At 61.5% G+C, this 17,447-nt stretch carries 23 protein-coding genes and 1 pseudogene; 13 read left to right on the top strand and 11 right to left on the bottom strand.

Annotated features, from left to right (window positions below):
• The first annotated feature begins 77 nt into the window (after positions 1 to 77).
• The 4 genes from NKJ57_RS08455 to NKJ57_RS08440 all read left to right on the top strand — a co-directional run bounded on the left by NKJ57_RS08455 (position 78) and on the right by NKJ57_RS08440 (position 2,900).
• Positions 78 to 1,166: an HPP family protein gene (locus NKJ57_RS08455; RefSeq protein WP_023727878.1), complete on the top strand. Its 1,089-nt coding sequence runs from the start codon at positions 78 to 80 to the stop codon at positions 1,164 to 1,166.
• Between the two features lie 103 nt (positions 1,167 to 1,269).
• Positions 1,270 to 1,938, top strand: coding sequence for an RNA polymerase sigma factor (locus NKJ57_RS08450; RefSeq protein ID WP_050588467.1), 669 nt, complete (start codon positions 1,270 to 1,272; stop codon positions 1,936 to 1,938).
• Positions 1,939 to 2,053: 115 nt separating this feature from the next.
• Positions 2,054 to 2,578, top strand: a complete 525-nt coding sequence (locus NKJ57_RS08445) for a DUF4142 domain-containing protein (RefSeq protein ID WP_023697729.1) — start codon at positions 2,054 to 2,056, stop codon at positions 2,576 to 2,578.
• A 10-nt stretch (positions 2,579 to 2,588) separates the two neighbouring features.
• Positions 2,589 to 2,900 (top strand): cupredoxin domain-containing protein, encoded by a 312-nt coding sequence (locus NKJ57_RS08440; protein WP_023743015.1) that lies wholly within the window; start codon positions 2,589 to 2,591, stop codon positions 2,898 to 2,900.
• Here NKJ57_RS08440 and NKJ57_RS08435 read toward each other — a convergent pair.
• Positions 2,876 to 3,760 carry a crotonase/enoyl-CoA hydratase family protein gene (locus NKJ57_RS08435; protein WP_023743016.1) on the bottom strand — a complete coding sequence of 295 codons (885 nt, stop codon included), beginning with the start codon at positions 3,758 to 3,760 and terminating at the stop codon, positions 2,876 to 2,878. The genes NKJ57_RS08440 and NKJ57_RS08435 overlap by 25 nt on opposite strands.
• 83 nt (positions 3,761 to 3,843) lie before the next feature.
• On the opposite strand from NKJ57_RS08435, the gene NKJ57_RS08430 reads away from it, so the two are divergent.
• Positions 3,844 to 4,434 (top strand): TetR/AcrR family transcriptional regulator, encoded by a 591-nt coding sequence (locus NKJ57_RS08430; RefSeq protein ID WP_352510821.1) that lies wholly within the window; start codon positions 3,844 to 3,846, stop codon positions 4,432 to 4,434.
• Positions 4,435 to 4,533: 99 nt separating this feature from the next.
• Here NKJ57_RS08430 and NKJ57_RS08425 read toward each other — a convergent pair whose 3' ends face one another.
• Together NKJ57_RS08425 and NKJ57_RS08420 are read right to left on the bottom strand one after the other, a co-directional pair.
• Positions 4,534 to 5,760 (bottom strand): anion transporter, encoded by a 1,227-nt coding sequence (locus tag NKJ57_RS08425; protein ID WP_031246522.1) that lies wholly within the window; start codon positions 5,758 to 5,760, stop codon positions 4,534 to 4,536.
• A 765-nt stretch (positions 5,761 to 6,525) separates the two neighbouring features.
• Positions 6,526 to 6,762 (bottom strand): hypothetical protein, encoded by a 237-nt coding sequence (locus NKJ57_RS08420; RefSeq protein WP_023671471.1) that lies wholly within the window; start codon positions 6,760 to 6,762, stop codon positions 6,526 to 6,528.
• A 274-nt stretch (positions 6,763 to 7,036) separates the two neighbouring features.
• On the opposite strand from NKJ57_RS08420, the gene NKJ57_RS08415 reads away from it, so the two are divergent.
• The 5 genes from NKJ57_RS08415 to NKJ57_RS08395 all read left to right on the top strand — a co-directional run bounded on the left by NKJ57_RS08415 (position 7,037) and on the right by NKJ57_RS08395 (position 9,829).
• Entirely contained in the window at positions 7,037 to 7,363 is a 327-nt protein-coding gene (locus NKJ57_RS08415; protein WP_023712723.1) for a hypothetical protein, read from the top strand.
• 594 nt (positions 7,364 to 7,957) lie between these two features.
• Positions 7,958 to 8,125 (top strand): Thivi_2564 family membrane protein, encoded by a 168-nt coding sequence (locus tag NKJ57_RS08410; protein ID WP_023689889.1) that lies wholly within the window; start codon positions 7,958 to 7,960, stop codon positions 8,123 to 8,125.
• Positions 8,126 to 8,138: 13 nt separating this feature from the next.
• A complete protein-coding gene (locus NKJ57_RS08405; protein WP_352510822.1) occupies positions 8,139 to 8,432 on the top strand; it encodes a hypothetical protein in 294 nt (97 codons plus the stop codon).
• 160 nt (positions 8,433 to 8,592) lie between these two features.
• Complete coding sequence (locus NKJ57_RS08400) at positions 8,593 to 9,063, top strand: GFA family protein (RefSeq protein WP_023705683.1); 471 nt, start codon at positions 8,593 to 8,595, stop codon at positions 9,061 to 9,063.
• Between the two features lie 571 nt (positions 9,064 to 9,634).
• Complete coding sequence (locus NKJ57_RS08395) at positions 9,635 to 9,829, top strand: hypothetical protein (RefSeq protein ID WP_352510823.1); 195 nt, start codon at positions 9,635 to 9,637, stop codon at positions 9,827 to 9,829.
• An 83-nt stretch (positions 9,830 to 9,912) separates the two neighbouring features.
• On the opposite strand, the gene waaF is transcribed toward NKJ57_RS08395, so the two are convergent.
• Both waaF and NKJ57_RS08385 read right to left on the bottom strand, forming a co-directional pair.
• Positions 9,913 to 10,935: a lipopolysaccharide heptosyltransferase II gene (gene waaF, locus NKJ57_RS08390; RefSeq protein ID WP_023824483.1), complete on the bottom strand. Its 1,023-nt coding sequence runs from the start codon at positions 10,933 to 10,935 to the stop codon at positions 9,913 to 9,915.
• Positions 10,932 to 11,873 (bottom strand): glycosyltransferase, encoded by a 942-nt coding sequence (locus NKJ57_RS08385; RefSeq protein ID WP_023808296.1) that lies wholly within the window; start codon positions 11,871 to 11,873, stop codon positions 10,932 to 10,934. The genes waaF and NKJ57_RS08385 overlap by 4 nt, the downstream gene beginning before the upstream one ends.
• A gap of 349 nt (positions 11,874 to 12,222) precedes the next feature.
• Here NKJ57_RS08385 and NKJ57_RS08380 point away from each other — a divergent pair, with 349 nt between their 5' ends.
• Complete coding sequence (locus tag NKJ57_RS08380; protein ID WP_352510824.1) at positions 12,223 to 13,203, top strand: glycosyltransferase family 25 protein; 981 nt, start codon at positions 12,223 to 12,225, stop codon at positions 13,201 to 13,203.
• Between the two features lie 19 nt (positions 13,204 to 13,222).
• Here the strand turns inward: NKJ57_RS08380 and msrA are convergent, their stop codons facing one another.
• The 5 genes from msrA to NKJ57_RS08355 form a co-directional block, all read right to left on the bottom strand.
• Positions 13,223 to 13,741 (bottom strand): peptide-methionine (S)-S-oxide reductase MsrA, encoded by a 519-nt coding sequence (gene msrA, locus NKJ57_RS08375; RefSeq protein WP_352510825.1) that lies wholly within the window; start codon positions 13,739 to 13,741, stop codon positions 13,223 to 13,225.
• Between the two features lies 1 nt (position 13,742).
• Positions 13,743 to 13,949 (bottom strand): hypothetical protein, encoded by a 207-nt coding sequence (locus tag NKJ57_RS08370; RefSeq protein ID WP_352510826.1) that lies wholly within the window; start codon positions 13,947 to 13,949, stop codon positions 13,743 to 13,745.
• 189 nt (positions 13,950 to 14,138) lie between these two features.
• Positions 14,139 to 14,894, bottom strand: a complete 756-nt coding sequence (locus NKJ57_RS08365) for a terminase large subunit domain-containing protein (protein WP_502902022.1) — start codon at positions 14,892 to 14,894, stop codon at positions 14,139 to 14,141.
• Positions 14,794 to 15,180, bottom strand: a complete 387-nt coding sequence (locus tag NKJ57_RS08360; RefSeq protein WP_352510827.1) for a hypothetical protein — start codon at positions 15,178 to 15,180, stop codon at positions 14,794 to 14,796. The genes NKJ57_RS08365 and NKJ57_RS08360 overlap by 101 nt, the downstream gene beginning before the upstream one ends.
• The gene (locus NKJ57_RS08355) at positions 15,173 to 15,580 is read right to left on the bottom strand and encodes a hypothetical protein (RefSeq protein ID WP_352510828.1); all 408 of its coding nucleotides are present in this window, start codon (positions 15,578 to 15,580) and stop codon (positions 15,173 to 15,175) included. Before NKJ57_RS08355 ends, NKJ57_RS08360 begins: the two co-directional genes overlap by 8 nt.
• Before the next feature lie 519 nt (positions 15,581 to 16,099).
• Between NKJ57_RS08355 and NKJ57_RS08350 the strand changes: the two genes are divergently transcribed.
• Both NKJ57_RS08350 and NKJ57_RS08345 read left to right on the top strand, forming a co-directional pair.
• The gene (locus tag NKJ57_RS08350) at positions 16,100 to 16,417 is read left to right on the top strand and encodes a transposase (RefSeq protein ID WP_352573680.1); all 318 of its coding nucleotides are present in this window, start codon (positions 16,100 to 16,102) and stop codon (positions 16,415 to 16,417) included.
• Positions 16,414 to 17,021 (top strand): annotated as a pseudogene (locus tag NKJ57_RS08345) (IS1595 family transposase). Before NKJ57_RS08350 ends, NKJ57_RS08345 begins: the two are co-directional and overlap by 4 nt.
• A gap of 44 nt (positions 17,022 to 17,065) precedes the next feature.
• Here the strand turns inward: NKJ57_RS08345 and NKJ57_RS08340 are convergent.
• Positions 17,066 to 17,434, bottom strand: coding sequence for a hypothetical protein (locus NKJ57_RS08340; protein WP_023749530.1), 369 nt, complete (start codon positions 17,432 to 17,434; stop codon positions 17,066 to 17,068).
• Between the last annotated feature and the right edge of the window lie 13 nt (positions 17,435 to 17,447).

Here is a 17,447-nt window from a genome sequence, read left to right as displayed (position 1 = left end):
CGGTTTGACTTTCAAAATCGTCGGTCCAACGCCATTGCAGGCGCTGCGCGCACAATTCCAGCCGGACTGAGCTTGCCATGGCCTTTCGTCTCTTTGTCCCCATTCTCGCCGGCGCGACGCTGCGCGAGCGCCTCATCGCCTGCATCGGGGCGATGATCGGCATTGCGCTGACCGGCGCGATCGGCGCGCTGGTGCTTGGCAATGGCCCGCATGTGCCGCTGCTGGTGGCGCCGATGGGGGCGTCGGCGGTGCTGCTGTTTGCGGTGCCTGCAAGCCCGCTGGCGCAGCCATGGTCGATCATCGGCGGCAATACAATATCGGCGCTGGTCGGCGTGATCGTGGCCCATTTCGTCCATCAGCCCGTTCTCGCCACGGGCATTGCCGTGGCGATGGCGATCGCCGCCATGTCGTTCTCGCGCTGCCTGCATCCGCCGGGCGGAGCCGCCGCACTGACCGCCGTGCTCGGCGGGCCGGCCGTGATCGGTGCGGGCTTCCTGTTTCCGTTCGTGCCGGTGGCGCTGAACTCCATGATGCTGGTCGCGCTCGGCTATGCTTTCCACAGGCTGTCGCGACGCAGCTACCCGCATGTGCCGGCCCCTGCCCCGAAAAGCACGCACGGAACCATCGATCCGCCGGCTCAGGAGCGCATCGGCTTCCGGGCCGAGGACATCGATGCCGCGCTGGCTGCGCTCGACGAGACCTTCGACATCGACCGCAACGATCTCGAACAGCTGCTGCGACAGGTCGAACTGCAAGCGACGATGCGCGCACACCGAACCATGTTGTGCGAGGACATCATGTCCCGCGACGTGATTTCGGTCGATGAACACGCGTCCGCCGATCGGGCGCGTCATCTGCTGCTCGACCACAATATCCGCACGCTGCCGGTTGTCGACAAGGACGCCAGGCTGGTCGGCACCGTTGGATTGAGGGAATTGGCGCGAGCCGACGAAGCCGTCGGAAGCGTTACGTCGACAGCGTCGACCGCCGCCGCCGGTACGCCCGCCATGGCCCTGCTACCGGTGCTCACCGACGGCCGCACCCATGCAGTCATCATCGTGGACGGGGACAGCCGCATCCTTGGCCTGATCACGCAGACCGACCTGCTTGCGGCCACGGCGCGAGTGCAGGCTGCTGACAAGCCGCTGGCGGAAGCAGTATTCTAGGCGCCGTCGGAGCCGGGCGAAAATGGCCGGGAACCTTTTGCCGGCGATGTCATCCAATGTCTTGATCGAGGTTTCGGACGGGGATTGGATCGAGGAACTGGCCATGCCTGCTATATCTGTACCAATGCCCACGGCTGCTTCAAGCGAGATGCTTCTCGTGCGCCGCGCGCTGGCACGCGAAGGCAACGCCTTCTGCATCATCATGAAGACCCATAATCAGCGGCTCTATCGCATCGCTCGCGGGGTGGTGCGCAACGATGCCGAAGCCGAGGACATCGTCCAGGAGGCCTATGTCAGAGCCTTTGCCCATCTCGATGCCTTTCGCGGGGAGTCCTCATTGGCCACCTGGCTGTCGCGCATCGTCATCAACGAGGCGCTCGGCCGTCTGCGCAAAAGGCGGCGGACGGTGGCGAAAAACCCGCAAGCCGAAATCATCCAGTTCCCCCTCAATCCCAGCGACGATCCGGAGCGGACGATGGCGCAGCGGCAGATCCTCGAGTTGGTGGAACGGGCGACCGACAGCCTGCCCGATGTTTATCGGACGGTGTTCGTGGCGCGGGTTATCGAGGGGCTCAGTATCGAGGAGACCGCCGAGCTGCTTGGCGTGCGGCCGGAAACCGTCAAGACAAGGCTACACCGCGCCCGCGCCCTGGTACGCAAGGCACTCGACGACCAGATCGGGCCGGTGCTGCTCGACGCCTTCCCGTTTGCCGGCCGGCGCTGCGACAGGCTGACCAGCGCCGTCATGCAGCGGCTCGGCCTGGAGAGCTGATCATCGGCTGATTTGGCCGATTTCCCCGGGAACGTTTGCCGCCGCTGCGCATCCAATGACCGTCAACTGAAAAACATGGCCCGGCGCGATCCCGCGTCCGGGCGAAGGAGATGCCATGCTTACCCGACACACCGCCGCCCTCGCTGCCTTGCTGCTGCTTGGCGCTGCCCCGCTCGCACAAGCCGCCGACAAGCCGACGGACCCGCAGATCGCCCACATCGCCTACACGGCAGGCGTCATCGATGTGGAAGCCGCCAAGCAGGCGATCAAGAAATCGAAGACCAAGGAGGTCGTGGATTTCGCCAACGACATGGTGCGCGACCACGAAGCGGTCAACGCGCAGGCACTGGAACTGGTAAAGAAGCTGAAGGTGACGCCGGAAGACAACGCAACCAGCCAGGCGCTGACCAAGGCTGCGGCCGAGGAGCGGGCGAAGCTCGCCAAACTCGACGGCGCAGCCTTTGACAAAGCCTATGTCGACAACGAGATCGCCTACCACAAACAGGTCGACGGCGCGCTTGAAACCCTTTTGATCCCATCGGCCAGCAATGCCGAGTTGAAGAGCCTGCTGCAGACCGGCCTGAAGATTTTCCAGGGCCATGAACAGCACGCCGAGCATGTTGCAGGTATGCTGAAGTAAGGACCAGGCCATGTCGAAACGGCTGCTATGGATTGCACTGGCGCTGGTCTTCGGGACCTCACCCGTGCAGGCCGAAACCATCCAGGTCACCATCGACAAGCTTGTCTTTTCGCCGACCACCGTCGAGGCGAAGGTCGGCGACACGATCAAGTGGGTGAACAATGACGTGTTCGCCCACACGGCTACCGTCAAGGGCGGCTGGGAAGTGATGATCCCGCCGAAGTCAACAGCGAGCCTGACCCTGCAGAAGGCGGAAGCGGTCGACTATTTCTGCCGCTTCCACCCCAACATGAAAGGTCATCTGGCCGTGACGGCGCCTTGATCGCGGTCCGCAAGCCCGTCCTGCTGCGTTGAGGCTCGCCTGGCTTCATCCGGCCGGGTGATGTGCGTCCACGAGCCGTGACAGCCCGGCTGGCGGCGTGCGATCCAGGCATCCAGCCCTTCGCGCAGATCAGCGGTCGGAGCCATGCGGGCGAACTGCTCGGCCTCGACAGCCAAGCCATCCGCGATGCTCTGGTTCAGGCCGCGCGCCACTGCTGTGAGGATCGAGGCAATTGCTGCAGGAGAATGCCTGGTCACGCGCCGGGCGAGATCAATTGCGGCGGGCATCAGCTCCTCATGCGGCACCACCTGATTGACGAGGCCGAGTTCGAGGGCGCGCGGCGGCGGGAACCAATCGCCGGTCAACAGCAGCTCGAGCGCCCGCTTGCGCCCTGCCAGCCTCGGAAGCCGCTGCGTGCCGCCGAAAGCAGGCGGCATTGCAAGGTTGATCTCAGGCTTGGCGAACAAGGCGCGGTCGCTGGCGATAGCGAGCGGCACGGCTTCGGTGATCTCGCAGCCGCCGCCGAAGGCGATGCCGTTGACGGCGGCGATGACGGGCTTGCGGAATGCCTCCAGCCTTGCAGTCAGCCGCTGTCCGCGCATGACGAAGTCGCGCAGGGCAACGTCGACGCCGATGGCCACGCTGCCTGAGAATTCAAGGATGTCGGCGCCGGCGGAGAAGGCGCGCGCTCCTGCTCCAGTGAGGATGATGGCGCGGATGGCATCGTCGGTCTCGGCGGCATCGAGGAGCGCAAGCAGGCGATCAATCAGCGCATAGTTCAAGGCGTTGAGCTTTTCCGGCCGATTAAGTGTGAGGATGGCGATCCCGTCGCGGGCCTCGGTGAGCACAAGCTCGGTCATGTCTTTTCCTTCCCTGTGTTTGTCGACCGGAGAGGATCAGGCTTTCGGTTGTATGTATATTCACTAGTCGGTATACTTGCCCTATGAGCGAAGCACCGAACCCCACCCGCAAACGCATTGTCGATGCCGCAACGAAGCTGTTCTATGCCGAGGGGATCGGCCGCGTCAGCGTCGATGCAGTGGCGGAAAAAGCCGGGCTGACCAAGCGCACGCTCTACTATCACTTCAAGAGCAAGGACGATCTGATCGCCGCCTATCTCGACGGTCGCGACCAGCCGAACCTCAAGCAGATGGCCGGCTGGTTCGAGATGGCCGAAGGCGGTGTCGAGCGCAAGGTCGAGGCGATTTTCACCAATCTGGCACGCGTGGCGAAGCACCCGAAATGGAGAGGCTGCGGCTTCCTGCGCACGGCAGCCGAACTCGCTTCCATGCCCGGACACCCGGCCGTTAAAGCGGGGGCGCGGCATAAGCAGAATTTCGAGACCTGGCTGGCCGGCGAACTCTCAGGCCACGGTGTCGACGAGCCGCGGACCCTGGCGCGCGAAATCGTGCTTTTGATGGACGGCGCGTTCTCGATCATGCTGATCCACCGCAACCCCGACTATGTCGAGGCCGCCGGACATGCAGCTGCAACGCTGGTTCGGGCAAGGTCAGGGTCGGCGACTATCCGCTAGAGCGTTCACCGTTTAATGGAGACGGCGAAACACGCTATCTCTTTGTTTTGACGCAATTCCGGACCGAAAAACCGCTTCACACTTTTTCCTGGAATTGCTCTAGAATCCAGCCGCCAGCCATGCCGTGCCGACGGCAAGGGTCAGCAGCGTCAGCGGCAGGCCGACCTTGAAGAAGGCTGAGAAGGACAGCTGCGTGCCGGCCGCCCGCGCCTGTTCGGCGATGATCAGGTTGGCGACCGAGCCAAGCAAGGTGAAGTTGCCGGCCAGCGTCGAACTCATCGCCACCACCAGCCAGGCACGCCCGGGGTTTTCAAGGCCGGGTATGAATGGCCGCAGCGCCAGCACGGCCGGAACATTGCTCATGAAGTTGGAGAGCACCGCGGTGAAGCCCGATAGACGCCAGACGTCGTCCAGCCCGAGGTTCTTGGCCGAGGCGATGATGTCGGGCGTCAGCAGCGTCTTTTCGGCGCCGGCGACAACGATGAACAGGCCGGCGAACATGAACAGCAGCGGGCCGTCGATCTCGCGGTAAATGCGTGCCGGCTTGATGGCGCGGGTGAGCAGCAGGATGGCGCCGCCGATGAGCGCTGCCTTGGCAACCGGAACGCCGGCGAAGAAGGCGATGGCCAGGCCAATGCAGACAACCACCGCCTTCAGCACCTGTCCCGGCAGCATGCGGCCGCGATAGACTTCCGGGTTGAGATCGGCGGTGCGGGCGAATTCGGCGCGGTAGACGATGCGCACGATGACGACGACCGCGACGAGGCCGAAGAGGGCAACCGGCGCCAGGGCGGCCGAAAAGGCTGGGTAGGAAATTCCCGACAGCGCGCCGATGACCATGTTCTGCGGGTTGCCGGTGATGGTGGCGACGCTGCCGCAGTTGGACGCGGTGGCGGTGGCGATCAGATAGGGAATGGGATTGCGGTTGATGACACGGGTAACGTGGACGACGATCGGCGCCATGACCAGGCAGATGGCGTCGTTGACCAGGAACGCCGACAGCACGCCGGTCAACAGCGTCACCATGACCAGCAGCACGAAAGGCGCGTGTGCATGCTCGATAGCGTAGGCGCCAAGCGCCCGGAAGGCGCCGGACACCTTCAGATGCGCCACCACGATCATCATGCCGAGCAGCAGCGTAATGGTGTCGAAATTGATGGCGCGATAGGCATCTTCCATACTGAGTGCGCCGATGGCGATCATCGCCGCACCCCCCAGCAAGGCGATCCCTGCCCGGTCGAGACGGAGGCCTGGAATACGCCCGATTGCGACGCCGGCATAAGTCAGGACAAGGATCAAAAGTGCCGCTGCGCCCATCAATGTCATTGGCAGACATCCTTGTCCAAACGAACCGACGCAGGAACGGACTGTTCCCGCTCAGGCATTTGCCGGGCAGCTTTAACGCCGCTCCAGCAAAGCGAAAGCCTATAACGATCCGAATGCGAAAATCGGTGGGCAAAATCGCGGGTCGACCGATGCCGGGAGCAACCGGAGCTTGATCTTGAGACGGCCGAAATTGGGAATGAGAGACGCGCGGCGGACTGCCGGTGGCCTGAGATTGCCATCCGCGAAACTTCCCCCTCGGGAGGCTCGTGGCTTATGTAATTAAATTCTAATTTAAGCTTTCCGGGTATGGATAGCTTAGCTATATTTCGGCCGTGGGGTTTCAGATGGTCCAGGTTCTTGAGAGGGAATGCCGTGTCTCGGAAAACGAGGCTCTGCTGGCCCGCCCGATGGAATGTCCACAATGCCACGGAACCCGCAAGGTGTTTGTCTGTGCCCGGTGGGCGAGCTCGAACGGCCATTGCTGCCCCGGAGGAACACACCGGCTCAGTTGCCCCGGTCACAGCGTCGCGTGCATGGAGTGCGAAGAGAACCTTGAGCCTATCTGAAAGCGATCGCGACTATTTCCTGTTCGGAAAACGCAAAAAGCCCGCTCCGGCGAACCGGAGCGGGCTTTGCAACCATACGCCAAGAGTACCCTGCTGAGACCAGTACCCTGCCGAGAGCAGACCCGCTTTGCGTTTCCGCCACCGCAATAAATTGGTAGCGGCACTCCAGAAAAGCGATTGTTGGCTAACCGCCGTCGAATTACTCGCCCGACTGGCCGTCGCCAGTCACACTGCTGCCCAGAATTCCAAAGTCCTGAGACTTAGTTCCTTGTCCCGCAGTCAGGAATCCATCCGCATCCAGGCCGCGCCGCAGCAGTTCCCGCACCGCCGCGGACCGGCTTGGCATGCGCTTTTCGAAGCGCCAGTTTTCCAAGGCAGCCAATTCCTCGGCTGTCAGCATGATCTGCAGTCGCTCGGGTCGTTCCAGCTCGGCCATTCGCGCCTCCAACCGTCAAGACCAAAAAATATGGTGAGTTAGTATGTGTCTCAATTGCAGTATAGCTAGGGGTCCCCGTGCAGCGCGTCAAGAGAGGCTGATGGGTGACTCACATACAAGACCAACGATGAGGAAGACACGCCGATAGCACAACCCGCGCAGTCTGCTAACTACTTGATTTACTTGAGAATACTTTATTTTCTTCTTGCCATCTGAAGGTCGTTGGCGCATCTTGACCACGACGGGACAACCGGCTCCTGAAAGGAAGGTTTCCATGCGCTACGGATATTCGGCTCGGCTACGGGAGGATCTCAATTCACGGGTCCTGGGCGCGCTGCGCTCGCGCGGAATGGTCAATATTGCGGTGGTTGCCGAGGACATACGATTGCGTAACCTGGACGAGAACGTCGCCCTTGAAGATGTCGAGCGGCTTGTGATGCAGACGGCCCAACTCTACGGCGCGGTGATGGAGTTGGACGGACTGACCTCCGTCGAGGCGGGGAGATTGACTTCGCTTGCCGACGATAAGCACGAACTGCCTGGCATCGGCAATTCCGACACCACAGGCGGCCAAACCGCTCCCCTGCTGGGATTGTCCTAAGGCGCGACCCGCTCTTTCAATCGACAAAAATCCGCGAGAGAGATTTGGACCGAGCGCAGCGGCGCCTTGAGCGTCCAGACAACGCCTTGTTCCCCAAATTCCAGGGATTCCAATCCCCGCATGTTTGGATGACGTATTCCCCTACCCCAAATTCCCCACCTGCTCGATTTGCCCGTTCCGCGGTAGCTGAGATGCACGTGCGAGGTTTCGGTTCCCGTCGTCCCCTTGGGACGGCAATTGTTCTCCTGCGAAAAGGCGATCACCCGCCGGGCGGCGCCGGATCTCAGGGCTCGCGCAAATGTCGACAACGAAGCGCAACTCAGGCCGTCTTTGTCGGAAGCTCGTCAACCCGAGGCGTTCTCCCGTTAGCCCGCCTGACGCCAGCAACAAGTTGCCTGGAACTGTGTCGCCGATGGCAAACGACAACCATTGCGGCAAACAGGCCCTGATCGGCGTTCAGCTTCAAAGGCCGCGGAACGCTGTTTCGGAGCCTTTACGTTGCGCCGGCGGCTTCGCATCGACAGGAACCAATCAACGGTCAGAGCGTTTGCCGCTGCGTACTCTTTTCAGACATGGCCAATCGGAGTGAGGGACATGGCTTCATCGGCACTTATCGGCATTCTGATCACCTTCCTGGTGATCATCCTGGTGCTCTATCTCATCCAGCGTCTGCCGCTCGATGGCCGCACGAGGCAGATCGCGCAGATCGTTGTCATCATTATCGGCATTATTTCGCTGTTGAAATACCTGGCCATATTTTAGGATAAGGGTCGCCATGACATCCCAAACAATGGCATGGATCATCGGAACGGCGTTGTTTGCAGCAACAAGCACGGCCTACGCCCGACCCGACACGCGTTCGATGACCTGCGAGGAGACGCAGCGCCTGATCCAGAGCCATCACTCGGCGGTGTTGACGACCGGCCGGAATACTTACGATCGCTATGTCCGCCAATACGGCAACGAGTGCGACTGGCCGGAGGTGCCGGTCGCTGCCTCCGTTCCGACACGTGATGGCCAGTGCCGTGTCTATTGGTGCCGGGAACCGGTGTTCGATTTCCCGAACTGACACATCCAGCAGCCTTGCGGCGGTCGTAGCCAGGCGCTGCCGGGTCCAGACAATGCATTGCGCGAGGCGACATGGAACCCTTGCGCTGCGGGTGAATTGATTGTGCGCATGGCGCTGCAAGATGTAGCGGTGTGATGCCCAACCAGATGGAGGAGCGGTCATGCCCAATGATACAAGGCGGAGCGGCAGCTGCCTGTGCGGCGGCATCCAGTTTTCGGTGACGGGAGATCCCTTTCGGATTGGCCTTTGCCATTGCAAGGACTGCCGCAAGGCTAGCGGGTCGGCTTTTTCGGCGTTTGCAGTGTGGCCGCTCGAGGCGTTCGAAACGACGGGTATCGTCAGCAGCTACGGCGACAGAAGTTTTTGTCCCACCTGCGGCGGCCGGGTCCCTTTGGTTCGTGAGAATGAGGTGGAAGTGACGATTGGCAGCCTCGATGAGGTGCCCACCGAAGGGCTGGAGCCCAGCTATGAACTCTGGGTCAATCGCCGTGAGCACTGGTTGCAACGCTTGCCTGCCGCCCGGCAATTCGAGCACGACCGAGTCGATGACGAGCCGACAAACCGGACAGCCGAACCGATTTCTGACGGTGTCGAGACGCCGTCTAGCTTGCCGCAACGCAAGTCGGCCTAGCGCGAGCGGCGCAGACAGCCGGCAGGCAGGAAATTCATTCTCGAAACCGCCCGATGCCGACAGGACCGGGTCCGACAACATTTCACCCGGTAGAAGCCAAACGCAAAAAAGCCCGCCTTGGCGTCAAGCCAAGGCGGGCGGTAGATCATCCGGCCTGCGCTGCCGTGGAACGATGGATTGGCCAAAGCCCTGGGCTGAGACCCATGCCGTTTGTAACCGGCGATTGACTACGGAGCGTCCCCGGTCAGCTGGAATTCGTCTTGTGGTTGCAACGATGCTACGTTTTGTTTGGAAACGAGAGCTTAAGACCACGCAATATCGTTACGTCAACTATGCTGTCCAAGTATGTCGTGGTGTGAACTGAAGGAATCTTCCTGTCTTGTACAAAAGAACGCTTTGTTTATTTTCTTTCCGTCACATAGTGTAGCGAATCTTGAATCCGGATGGGGCGGCTTTCATGCAGCCAGCGCCTTCGCAGGATCGCGGTCCGCACGTGCAATATCCACTTCACGGCAATCTTCATGCAAGCATAGTCAGCACAAAGTTCATGCGCAGACATTGGGGGGCACCGATGGACCAGCCGAGCAAAATGGAGAACCTGCAGTTCGCGCAAGGGATACTGCGGGAGCTTCGGCAGAAAGCCGAAGGCGACGGCGAGAAGCTTCTGACCTACCTCATCGACATGGCCTACCTTGAAGCCAGCGACCGCATCCGTGCCCACTGGGTCGGCAATCACAAGCCCGAAAACCGCAGGGCCAAGGGGTAGTGCCAAGGGGTAAACCCGAAACGGGGCGATGGTTGCCCCCACGGAGCGTTTGATCAGACGCTTGGGGCCGGCGAGGCCACCGGTCAGTTGGCAATACCGGCTGAGAGGTCAGCCAGAACCTCCCTCACCCGAGTTTCGCTGACGCCGCGCGTGTCCTTGACCCAGCTGGGCGTCGAAAGCGGCGGTTCGATAAAGCGAACATGGTTGTTTACGGGCCCATGCACATAGGGGCGATTCAGCCCGTAGATGAGCGCGCATGGGACGTTCAGGGCAGCGGCGGCGTGGGAAATCCCGCCATCAACCCCGAGGAACATGGTTGACGCAGCGATCTGGCACATCGCGTCAGCAATCGACGGGGTCGAGGTGAAGTCGATTGCCTCAGGAATGGCGGCGCGGATTTTTGCGGCACCGGCGTGCTCGCGCGGTCCGCCTACAATCCAGATTGCCCAGCCGCGATCATGATGGTCTCTGGCGATCGAAATGAAGCGCTCGACGGGCCATGAGCGGAAATTCTCAATGTCGGCAGTATAGAGCGCCAGGGCCGGTCGCCCGGCATCGATCTTCTTGTGCTGGCGCCAATCGTCCAACTCGGCCGGATCGACCACAAGCCGGGGCGCCGGCCACTCTGCGCCCGCAGCCGGCTTTTCGCCAAGCGAGGCAATCGAGCAGACCTCCTCGAAGAGCCGCGTCTTGCGGGGTCCGAAGGCCCATAGATGCGCCAACCAGCCGGCGGGGAAGCGATTGAGGAGGCCGAATTGCAACTCCTGCGGATAGCCGATGCGCTCCTCTATTCCGGCCATGAACGCCATCAGCGCCGCCTTGGTGCTGCTGGTCATCAGATAGGCCGTACGGTAATTTTCCTTGCGCAACTCGCCAACCAGGCGGCTGCGCTCGCCAAAACCGGGGCGCTGATGACGCTTGGCAAGCGCCCAGCCCTTCCTGACATGCGGCATCAGGCGCGCCAGCGGCGCTGCAACGGGCGAGGTGACGACATCTATGGGGCGATCAGGAAATCGCGCGGCAATGATCTGGATGGCGGAATGGCAACGGACGAAGTCGCCGACCGCGGGGAAGCCGACGAAGAGGATTGGATCGCCGGTCGTCAAGGAAGCGCTTCGCCGTCAAGGATGCGGGCATAGAGATCCAGATAGCCGCGCGCCGCTTTTTGGATGGGAAATCTCGTCGCGGCCGATTCGCGGCATTGCTGAGGCGTAAGGTCGGCGACGGCCTCGAAAGCGGCCGCAAATTCTTCATCGGTCTCAAAGAAGCGCCCGCTGTCGGCATCGACCGTCTCGGGCAATGCGCCTCGCGTCGTCGTTAGCACCGGAGTGCCGCACAACATGGCTTCGACCGGTGCGTTGCCGAACGGCTCCTCCCAGGCGATGGGGTTGAGGAAGGCTCGCGCTTCGCCGAGAAGGCGAAGCTTCGGCTCGCCGTCAACGATTCCGTGGAAACGGTATCGCCTGCCAAGGCTCTTGAAAAACAACCCTTCGCGGCGGGTCTGACTTCGGCCCAGCAGTTTCCAACGCGAGCCACCGGCGATATCGAGACCGAAATCGAATTTTTTGGCGAGATCGACGGCGCGGTTGAGGCCTTTGCTTGATCGTGCAATGCCGGCGAGAAATAGCAGGCGGTCGCCCTTTGCAGCCGACAAACGATAGGCGTCCACCGGAAAGCCATTGTAGACGAATGTCTCGCGCCCATGCTGGCGGGCATGATTGGCGCTGATAAAGCTCCAGTTCGCAACTGGCATGGGCTGGTCCGGCATAAAGCCGCGCTGCGTATTCAGCGTTGGAAATGGCACCTCGACGGGCCAACTATGGGTGTGGACGATTTGCGTGTCGCGCGGAATGGCTGCCCGGCATTCGGCATCGGTCGAAGCGTGCCGGACTTCGAAGAGCGGGTGGCTGGAGCCAGGGCCAGCGATCACCACGACTTCGTGTCCGAGACGAACCATCTCCGTGGCCAGCCATTCGACCTGACGCTGAATCCCACCGTAACCTCGGCAGGGTATTACGCCCTTCAAAACGAGCGTCACCCGCATTGACCTTGCCTCACAATGCTCTCAAGACGGCCCAGTTGCGTCACGGGCTGGGCATTGTCAAGGTCGCGCCAGAAACGCAAAAAGCCTCGGCGGCCTCGACTGGGTTACGGAATCGTTAATCAGCGCTTGCTACTATGCCGGATGACCAAGAATCTCGGCAATGCGCCCACGACCATCTCCAGGCAACAGCCAAAGACCTCCGCTCTTGGTCGGCTGGCGCCCGCCCTGTTTCCCCTTGTGGTCGTCGCGCTTGGATACATGATCGGCCGGCAATTCTTCGGCTTCTAGGTCGACTCGACTCGTCTACCCGCGCACGGTTAAGCCTCGCGCCTCGCCGGGGATGCAGTCAATGTCCACCCAACCTCCGAAATCAACCGGCGGCACGTACGCCGCTACCCACTGCCCCGCACGTAAGCAAATTTGCAATCACGGGAACGTGATATTCACTGATCACCGGACAAAGGGGGCGCTGATGAGGTGTCTGGTGATCAATCTTGATCGTTGTCGCGATCGGCTGGCGCATGTCGCGTCCGAGTTCGGCCGGATCGGAGTACCATTTGAGCGTGTCTCCGCCATTGATTGCCCCGATTGCTGCTCTGTCGCCAAAAGCCCGCTGAGCGCTGCTGAGGTTTGCTGTTTCCTGAGCCACCGCTCGTGTTGGGAGATCGTTGCGAACGGCGCGGATCAATATGGCGCGGTTTTCGAAGACGACGTCGTTTTCGGCGCTGGCGCCGGCTCGCTGCTTGCTTCCGATCGATGGGTGCCACGCGATGCCGATGTGATCAAGCTGGAAACGCATTTTGCCAAAGTGAGGGTCGAACGCAAGGAAGTCGCTCTCGATGATGGGTTTTCGCTTGCCAGACTTTATGGCCTGCACGCGGGCGCCGCAGGCTATGTCCTCTCCAGATCGGCAGCGCAAAGATTGCTGCGCAGGACCATGCATCTGAGAGGAGAGGTCGACTTCGTTCTTTTTCACCCAGGATTCATGACCTGCTCGCTCAACCGAATCTATCAGATCATGCCGGCGCTTTGCGCACAGCACCATTTTGTTTCGGGACGAGAGCGCTTTCCAAGCCTAGTGCGACGGCCCGGGAGGCGGCCAAAACCGTTTCTCGATCGAATTGTTGGAGAAGCGGTGCGAACCTTCGCCTATCTTCGAAACCAGAGCCTGACCGGAACAAAGAAGATCGAGGCCGTCGCGTTCTCAGACTCTGAGGTCGACGGCAAACCCGTCCACGGCGCGTTCGTCTATGGGGAGCCCGAGCACGGCCACCTCTACGAGGCGGCCGGCATACCGATCGCGCGGAAGAATAGTTCGACCGCCAGATAAGCAGACGATAGCGGCTGCGTTACGAAACAGCCTTTTCGCGGACCGGAAGCTTCCAGCCCGGCCTGACAAAGTGGCAGGTATAGCCGTTGGGGTATTTCTCGAGATAGTCCTGATGCTCTGGCTCCGCCTCCCAGAAATCGCCCGCCGGCGCAAGCTCGGTGACGACCTTGCCCGGCCACAGTCCAGAGGCATCGACATCGGCGATGGTGTCTTCGGCGACGCGCTTCTGCTCGTCGCTGGTGTAGAAGATCGCCGAGCGATAGCTCATTCCGACATCGTTGCCCTGGCGGTTCCTGGTGGTCGGATCGTGGATCTGGAAAAAGGATTCGAGCAATGTGCGAAAGCTGATCCTGGCCGGATCGAAAACGATCTCGATGGCTTCGGCATGGCTGCCGTGGTTGCGATACGTGGCGTTGGGCACATCGCCACCGCTATAGCCGACGCGGGTAGAGATCACGCCGAGATAGCGCCGGATCAAATCCTGCATGCCCCAGAAACAGCCGCCGGCAAGGACTGCACGTTCGGTGGACGTCGCCATATCATACCTCCATTGGATTGCTCCTTAGGTAGGCATTGTCGCTGGCTTCTTCCAGCATCTCAAGTGCATCACTCGTTGCCGGCCGAGCCGAACCGCCGCACGATGACCTCGAAGACGATGTCGGAAAGGCGGCAATGATCGCGGCTCGCTCGTCCGGCGAATAATGTTCGGCGTCATCGATGGTCATGAAGGTGACGTGACGGGTCATGGGGCCTGCCGGATTGATTCGGGATGCCGTGATATGGCTTTGTTCGCGCACGATATTTTTGGGCCGGAGCGCGGCGGGTCTTCCCTTCTCCCCTTGTGGGAGAAGGTGTCGCCGAAGGTGACGGATGAGGGGTGTTCCAGGGAACGCCGACGCCTCACTCCGCTGGAACACCCCTCATCCGTCTCGGCGCTATCGCGCCGATCCACCTTCTCCCACAAGGGGAGGAAGAGCGCGCACCTCACCCGTCAAAAACCGCAGCACCACATCGCTCATGCCAAGCAGCGGCGTGAACGTCACGATGGTGATGCCGCCCGTCGCGTTGGTGCGGGTCAGGCCTTCGGAATAGATATCGAGCGGCGGCTCCTCGTCGAACCAGACGCCGTGCAGGGTTTCGCCCTGCCACTTTTCGCGGCCCTTCTCATAGCTCTTGAACGACAGCACCGATTCATCGGCCTGCACGCCGCCGCCGCCGCCCCAGCGCACCACGATGCTGTCGAGCGCGCCCGGGGCGCCGCGGCCCATGGTCGTGTGCAAAATGGCGTTGGCCGGGATCATGCCGGTGCCCCATGCCGCCTGCTGCTGCGGCGGGCCGACCAGCACGCGCTGCGGGTTGTCTCGCGTGCCCTCGCCGGTCACGCCGGCAGCCCATAGCCTGACGGGGGTGTCGAAGGTCTTGCCCTGCCACCACGCGGGATAGCGGCCGGTGAGATGCATGGCCCATTCGGCGCCGCCGGCCCTGGTCTTGCCCAGCTGGTTGCCGGCCATGAACAGACGTTCCCGGTTCTGCGCGCCGGCGGCGTGAAACTGCGCCTGCCTGGGATAAGGCCGGTAGGCGGCAAGCTGGTTAGTCCTGCGCCTGCGGTCCAGTTCCTGCAGCAGCGCCAGATAGTGGCGGCGCGTCTTCAGGCTGGTCGCCAAACGGCCCGAGGACGGCTTCGAGGCCACGGATGCGGCGGCGGATCTCGTCATCGCTCAGGGCTTCCAGATTGTCAGATGAAACATGCAAATCCTTGGCCAGATCTTTGGGCAGCACCGATTGCACGATCTTCAGATACTGGTCGGGCTTGTCGGCCCGGACCGCGGCAATCACGCCGGCGCCATGGGCGCGGAAATCGGCGCGAACCGCGTCGAGGAAATCATCGCCAAGCGTCTTCTTCGTCCGCTTCGGCTTGGCAGCGGCGGCAGTCGCCTTGCGGCCAAGACGAGAACGCGGCGCCGTCCGGTCAGCCATGATCCGAGATCCCGGCGGGCTCGGCGGTCGCTGCCTGCTTTGCCGGCCTTGCCCGCTTGATCTTGCCGGACTTGCGCCGTGCCGATTTTGGCCCTGACCGTTTTGGGGCGGCCTTGCGGGCTGCATCAGCGGCCGGCGCGTGGCGCTTTCCGGCAGGCACGGCTTTCAGGCTTGCCCTTGCAAGGCCGATCGCCCTTGCGTCGTGCGCGCCGCGCGGAAAACCGAAGCCGCCGACTGCATCGACAGGGCCACCGCGAACCATGCCGATCAGCACGCCCGGCACGACCGGCTCGATGCGGCCGATGCGCGCCTGCGGGGCAGCGCCCTCGAACACGCCAATGGCGCTGACGACCTCGCGGCCGTCATCGTCGGTGATGATGGTGGCATAGCGGTTGGACAAGGGAGGCCTCGCGGATAAGGCAGAATGAACCGAGGATAGCGTTCCTTCACGCCCCCCTCTGTCCTGCCGGACATCTCCCCCTCAAGGGGGGAGATTGGCAGCTCCGGGGTCGCGACCAATTTGCAGCGCTGACGATTGGCGAAAGCAAGGCGGCAGTCCGATCTCCCCCCGTGTGGGGGTTGAGGAGTGGTCCGCGCAGCGGACGGAAAGCCAATTGCTTGGCTTTCCGAACGACGAACGTCCGGCAGGCCAGAGGGGGGTGCTGTCCCGCCGACATCCGATACCGCACGTTGTGGGCATCAGGAAAACAAAACCCGCCTCGTGGGCGGGTCGGTGGCGCAAATCAGCACCATGGACAAATCATAGCAAAGCTGCCCTCACCCGTCAATACCAATAAGAAATAATTCCTAACTGTATACTGGACGTACCAGACGGATTTGCGATAACGAATCCAGGAGTTATCGCAATGTTCGATCTGACCAACGCCATTTACCACGACGCCGACAAGCCCGCGAGCATTTGGAGGCTATCCATTGGCCCCACGGCCCGTTCTGCCCTCATTGCGGCAATGCCAATCCTGAGCGCATTGCCAAACTGGCGGGCAAGTCCACGCGCCCCGGTGTCTACAAATGCAACGAATGCCGTGCGCCGTTCTCTGTCACGGTCGGCACTGTATTCGAGCGTTCCAAGATCGGCCTGCACAAGTGGGTGCTGGCTTCGCATCTGTATGCCTCATCCAAGAAAGGCATGTCCGCTCACCAGCTACACCGTATGCTCGGCGTCACCTACAAGACCGCTTGGTTTATGGCGCACCGCATTCGCGGAAGGAAGACGTGAAGTCTTCCGGGCCGCTTGGCGGCGAAGGCAAGACCGTCGAGGCCGACGAGACCTACATCGGCAAGCGTGAGACGCCTCGCGTTTCAGAGCAGCGCAAGGGCCGCCCCTTCACCAAGAAGGGCAAAGGCGGCGGCGCGCATAAGCGCATTGTGGTTGGTCTGGTCGAGCGCGGCGGCAAAGCCCGTATGTTCCATTTGAACGACGCCACGGCCTCTACCGTGCGCGATGTGCTGGTCCGCAACGTGTCTCGCGACACGACGCTCTATACCGACTCGTCGCGCTCTACACGCGCACTGGCGATGAACATGCATCGCACAAGACGAACAATCACGCCGCTGGCGAATACGTACGCTACGAAGGCGCAGAGACGATCCACTCCAATACGATTGAAGGCGTGTTCTCAGTGTTCAAGCGCGGCATGGTTGGCGTCTACCAGCATTGCGGCGAGGCTCACTTGCACCGCTACCTTGCCGAGTTTGATTTCCGCTACAATCGCCGCACAGCTCTTAAGGTGACTGACACCGAACGCCACGACCAGTTGCTTGCAATGATCGAAGGCAAGCGCCTTACCTATCGGCGGATTGGTGAAGCCGGTCACGCCTAAGCAGAAGGCGCGCCGGTTGATGGCAATTCGAAGTAGTAAGGGCTCTAGCTCGGGGCTTTGAACAGGCCCCGAGCGATCCAGCCCACCAAGCCCACGACAGCCACCGCTGTAGATCCAATAAGAGTGATGACGACCTTATCGTCCAGCTTGAAGGGGCAACTCGGAATTCCCTGTGCGATCAGGATAATCCCTGAGAATGCCGAGAAGACAATTAGGAAGCGGAATGCTTTGTCGGCGTACCCCTGCCTGAGATTTCGGTCGGCCCGCTGGTCAGTCACGCCTTCTTTTAGGCTGTCGATTTGCGTGCGCAGCTTCTCATTTTCCAGCCGCGCCTTCTCAAGCTCGTAAATCGCCTGAGACTCGTCCGTCTCTGCGGGCAACGACTCCACCTCGGCCCTTACCAGGGCCTTCATATCGGCGTCTGGC

It is taken from the genome of Mesorhizobium sp. M0077, assembly GCF_040322955.1.
Taxonomy (GTDB): Bacteria; Pseudomonadota; Alphaproteobacteria; order Rhizobiales; family Rhizobiaceae; genus Mesorhizobium.
This window is presented reverse-complemented; position numbering and strand designations above follow the sequence as displayed.

Bases quoted from the DNA above. Each gene is read 5' to 3' on its own strand.
- NKJ57_RS08455 (WP_023727878.1), top strand. From the start codon at position 78: ATGGCCTTTCGTCTCTTTGTCCCCATTCTCGCCGGCGCGACGCTGCGC.
- NKJ57_RS08450 (WP_050588467.1), top strand. From the start codon at position 1,270: ATGCCTGCTATATCTGTACCAATGCCCACGGCTGCTTCAAGCGAGATG.
- NKJ57_RS08445 (WP_023697729.1), top strand. From the start codon at position 2,054: ATGCTTACCCGACACACCGCCGCCCTCGCTGCCTTGCTGCTGCTTGGC.
- NKJ57_RS08440 (WP_023743015.1), top strand. From the start codon at position 2,589: ATGTCGAAACGGCTGCTATGGATTGCACTGGCGCTGGTCTTCGGGACC.
- NKJ57_RS08435 (WP_023743016.1), bottom strand. From the start codon at position 3,760: ATGACCGAGCTTGTGCTCACCGAGGCCCGCGACGGGATCGCCATCCTC.
- NKJ57_RS08430 (WP_352510821.1), top strand. From the start codon at position 3,844: ATGAGCGAAGCACCGAACCCCACCCGCAAACGCATTGTCGATGCCGCA.
- NKJ57_RS08425 (WP_031246522.1), bottom strand. From the start codon at position 5,760: ATGACATTGATGGGCGCAGCGGCACTTTTGATCCTTGTCCTGACTTAT.
- NKJ57_RS08420 (WP_023671471.1), bottom strand. From the start codon at position 6,762: ATGGCCGAGCTGGAACGACCCGAGCGACTGCAGATCATGCTGACAGCC.
- NKJ57_RS08415 (WP_023712723.1), top strand. From the start codon at position 7,037: ATGCGCTACGGATATTCGGCTCGGCTACGGGAGGATCTCAATTCACGG.
- NKJ57_RS08410 (WP_023689889.1), top strand. From the start codon at position 7,958: ATGGCTTCATCGGCACTTATCGGCATTCTGATCACCTTCCTGGTGATC.
- NKJ57_RS08405 (WP_352510822.1), top strand. From the start codon at position 8,139: ATGACATCCCAAACAATGGCATGGATCATCGGAACGGCGTTGTTTGCA.
- NKJ57_RS08400 (WP_023705683.1), top strand. From the start codon at position 8,593: ATGCCCAATGATACAAGGCGGAGCGGCAGCTGCCTGTGCGGCGGCATC.
- NKJ57_RS08395 (WP_352510823.1), top strand. From the start codon at position 9,635: ATGGACCAGCCGAGCAAAATGGAGAACCTGCAGTTCGCGCAAGGGATA.
- NKJ57_RS08385 (WP_023808296.1), bottom strand. From the start codon at position 11,873: ATGCGGGTGACGCTCGTTTTGAAGGGCGTAATACCCTGCCGAGGTTAC.
- NKJ57_RS08380 (WP_352510824.1), top strand. From the start codon at position 12,223: ATGTCCACCCAACCTCCGAAATCAACCGGCGGCACGTACGCCGCTACC.
- msrA (WP_352510825.1), bottom strand. From the start codon at position 13,741: ATGGCGACGTCCACCGAACGTGCAGTCCTTGCCGGCGGCTGTTTCTGG.
- NKJ57_RS08370 (WP_352510826.1), bottom strand. From the start codon at position 13,949: ATGACCCGTCACGTCACCTTCATGACCATCGATGACGCCGAACATTAT.
- NKJ57_RS08360 (WP_352510827.1), bottom strand. From the start codon at position 15,180: ATGGCTGACCGGACGGCGCCGCGTTCTCGTCTTGGCCGCAAGGCGACT.
- NKJ57_RS08340 (WP_023749530.1), bottom strand. From the start codon at position 17,434: ATGAAGGCCCTGGTAAGGGCCGAGGTGGAGTCGTTGCCCGCAGAGACG.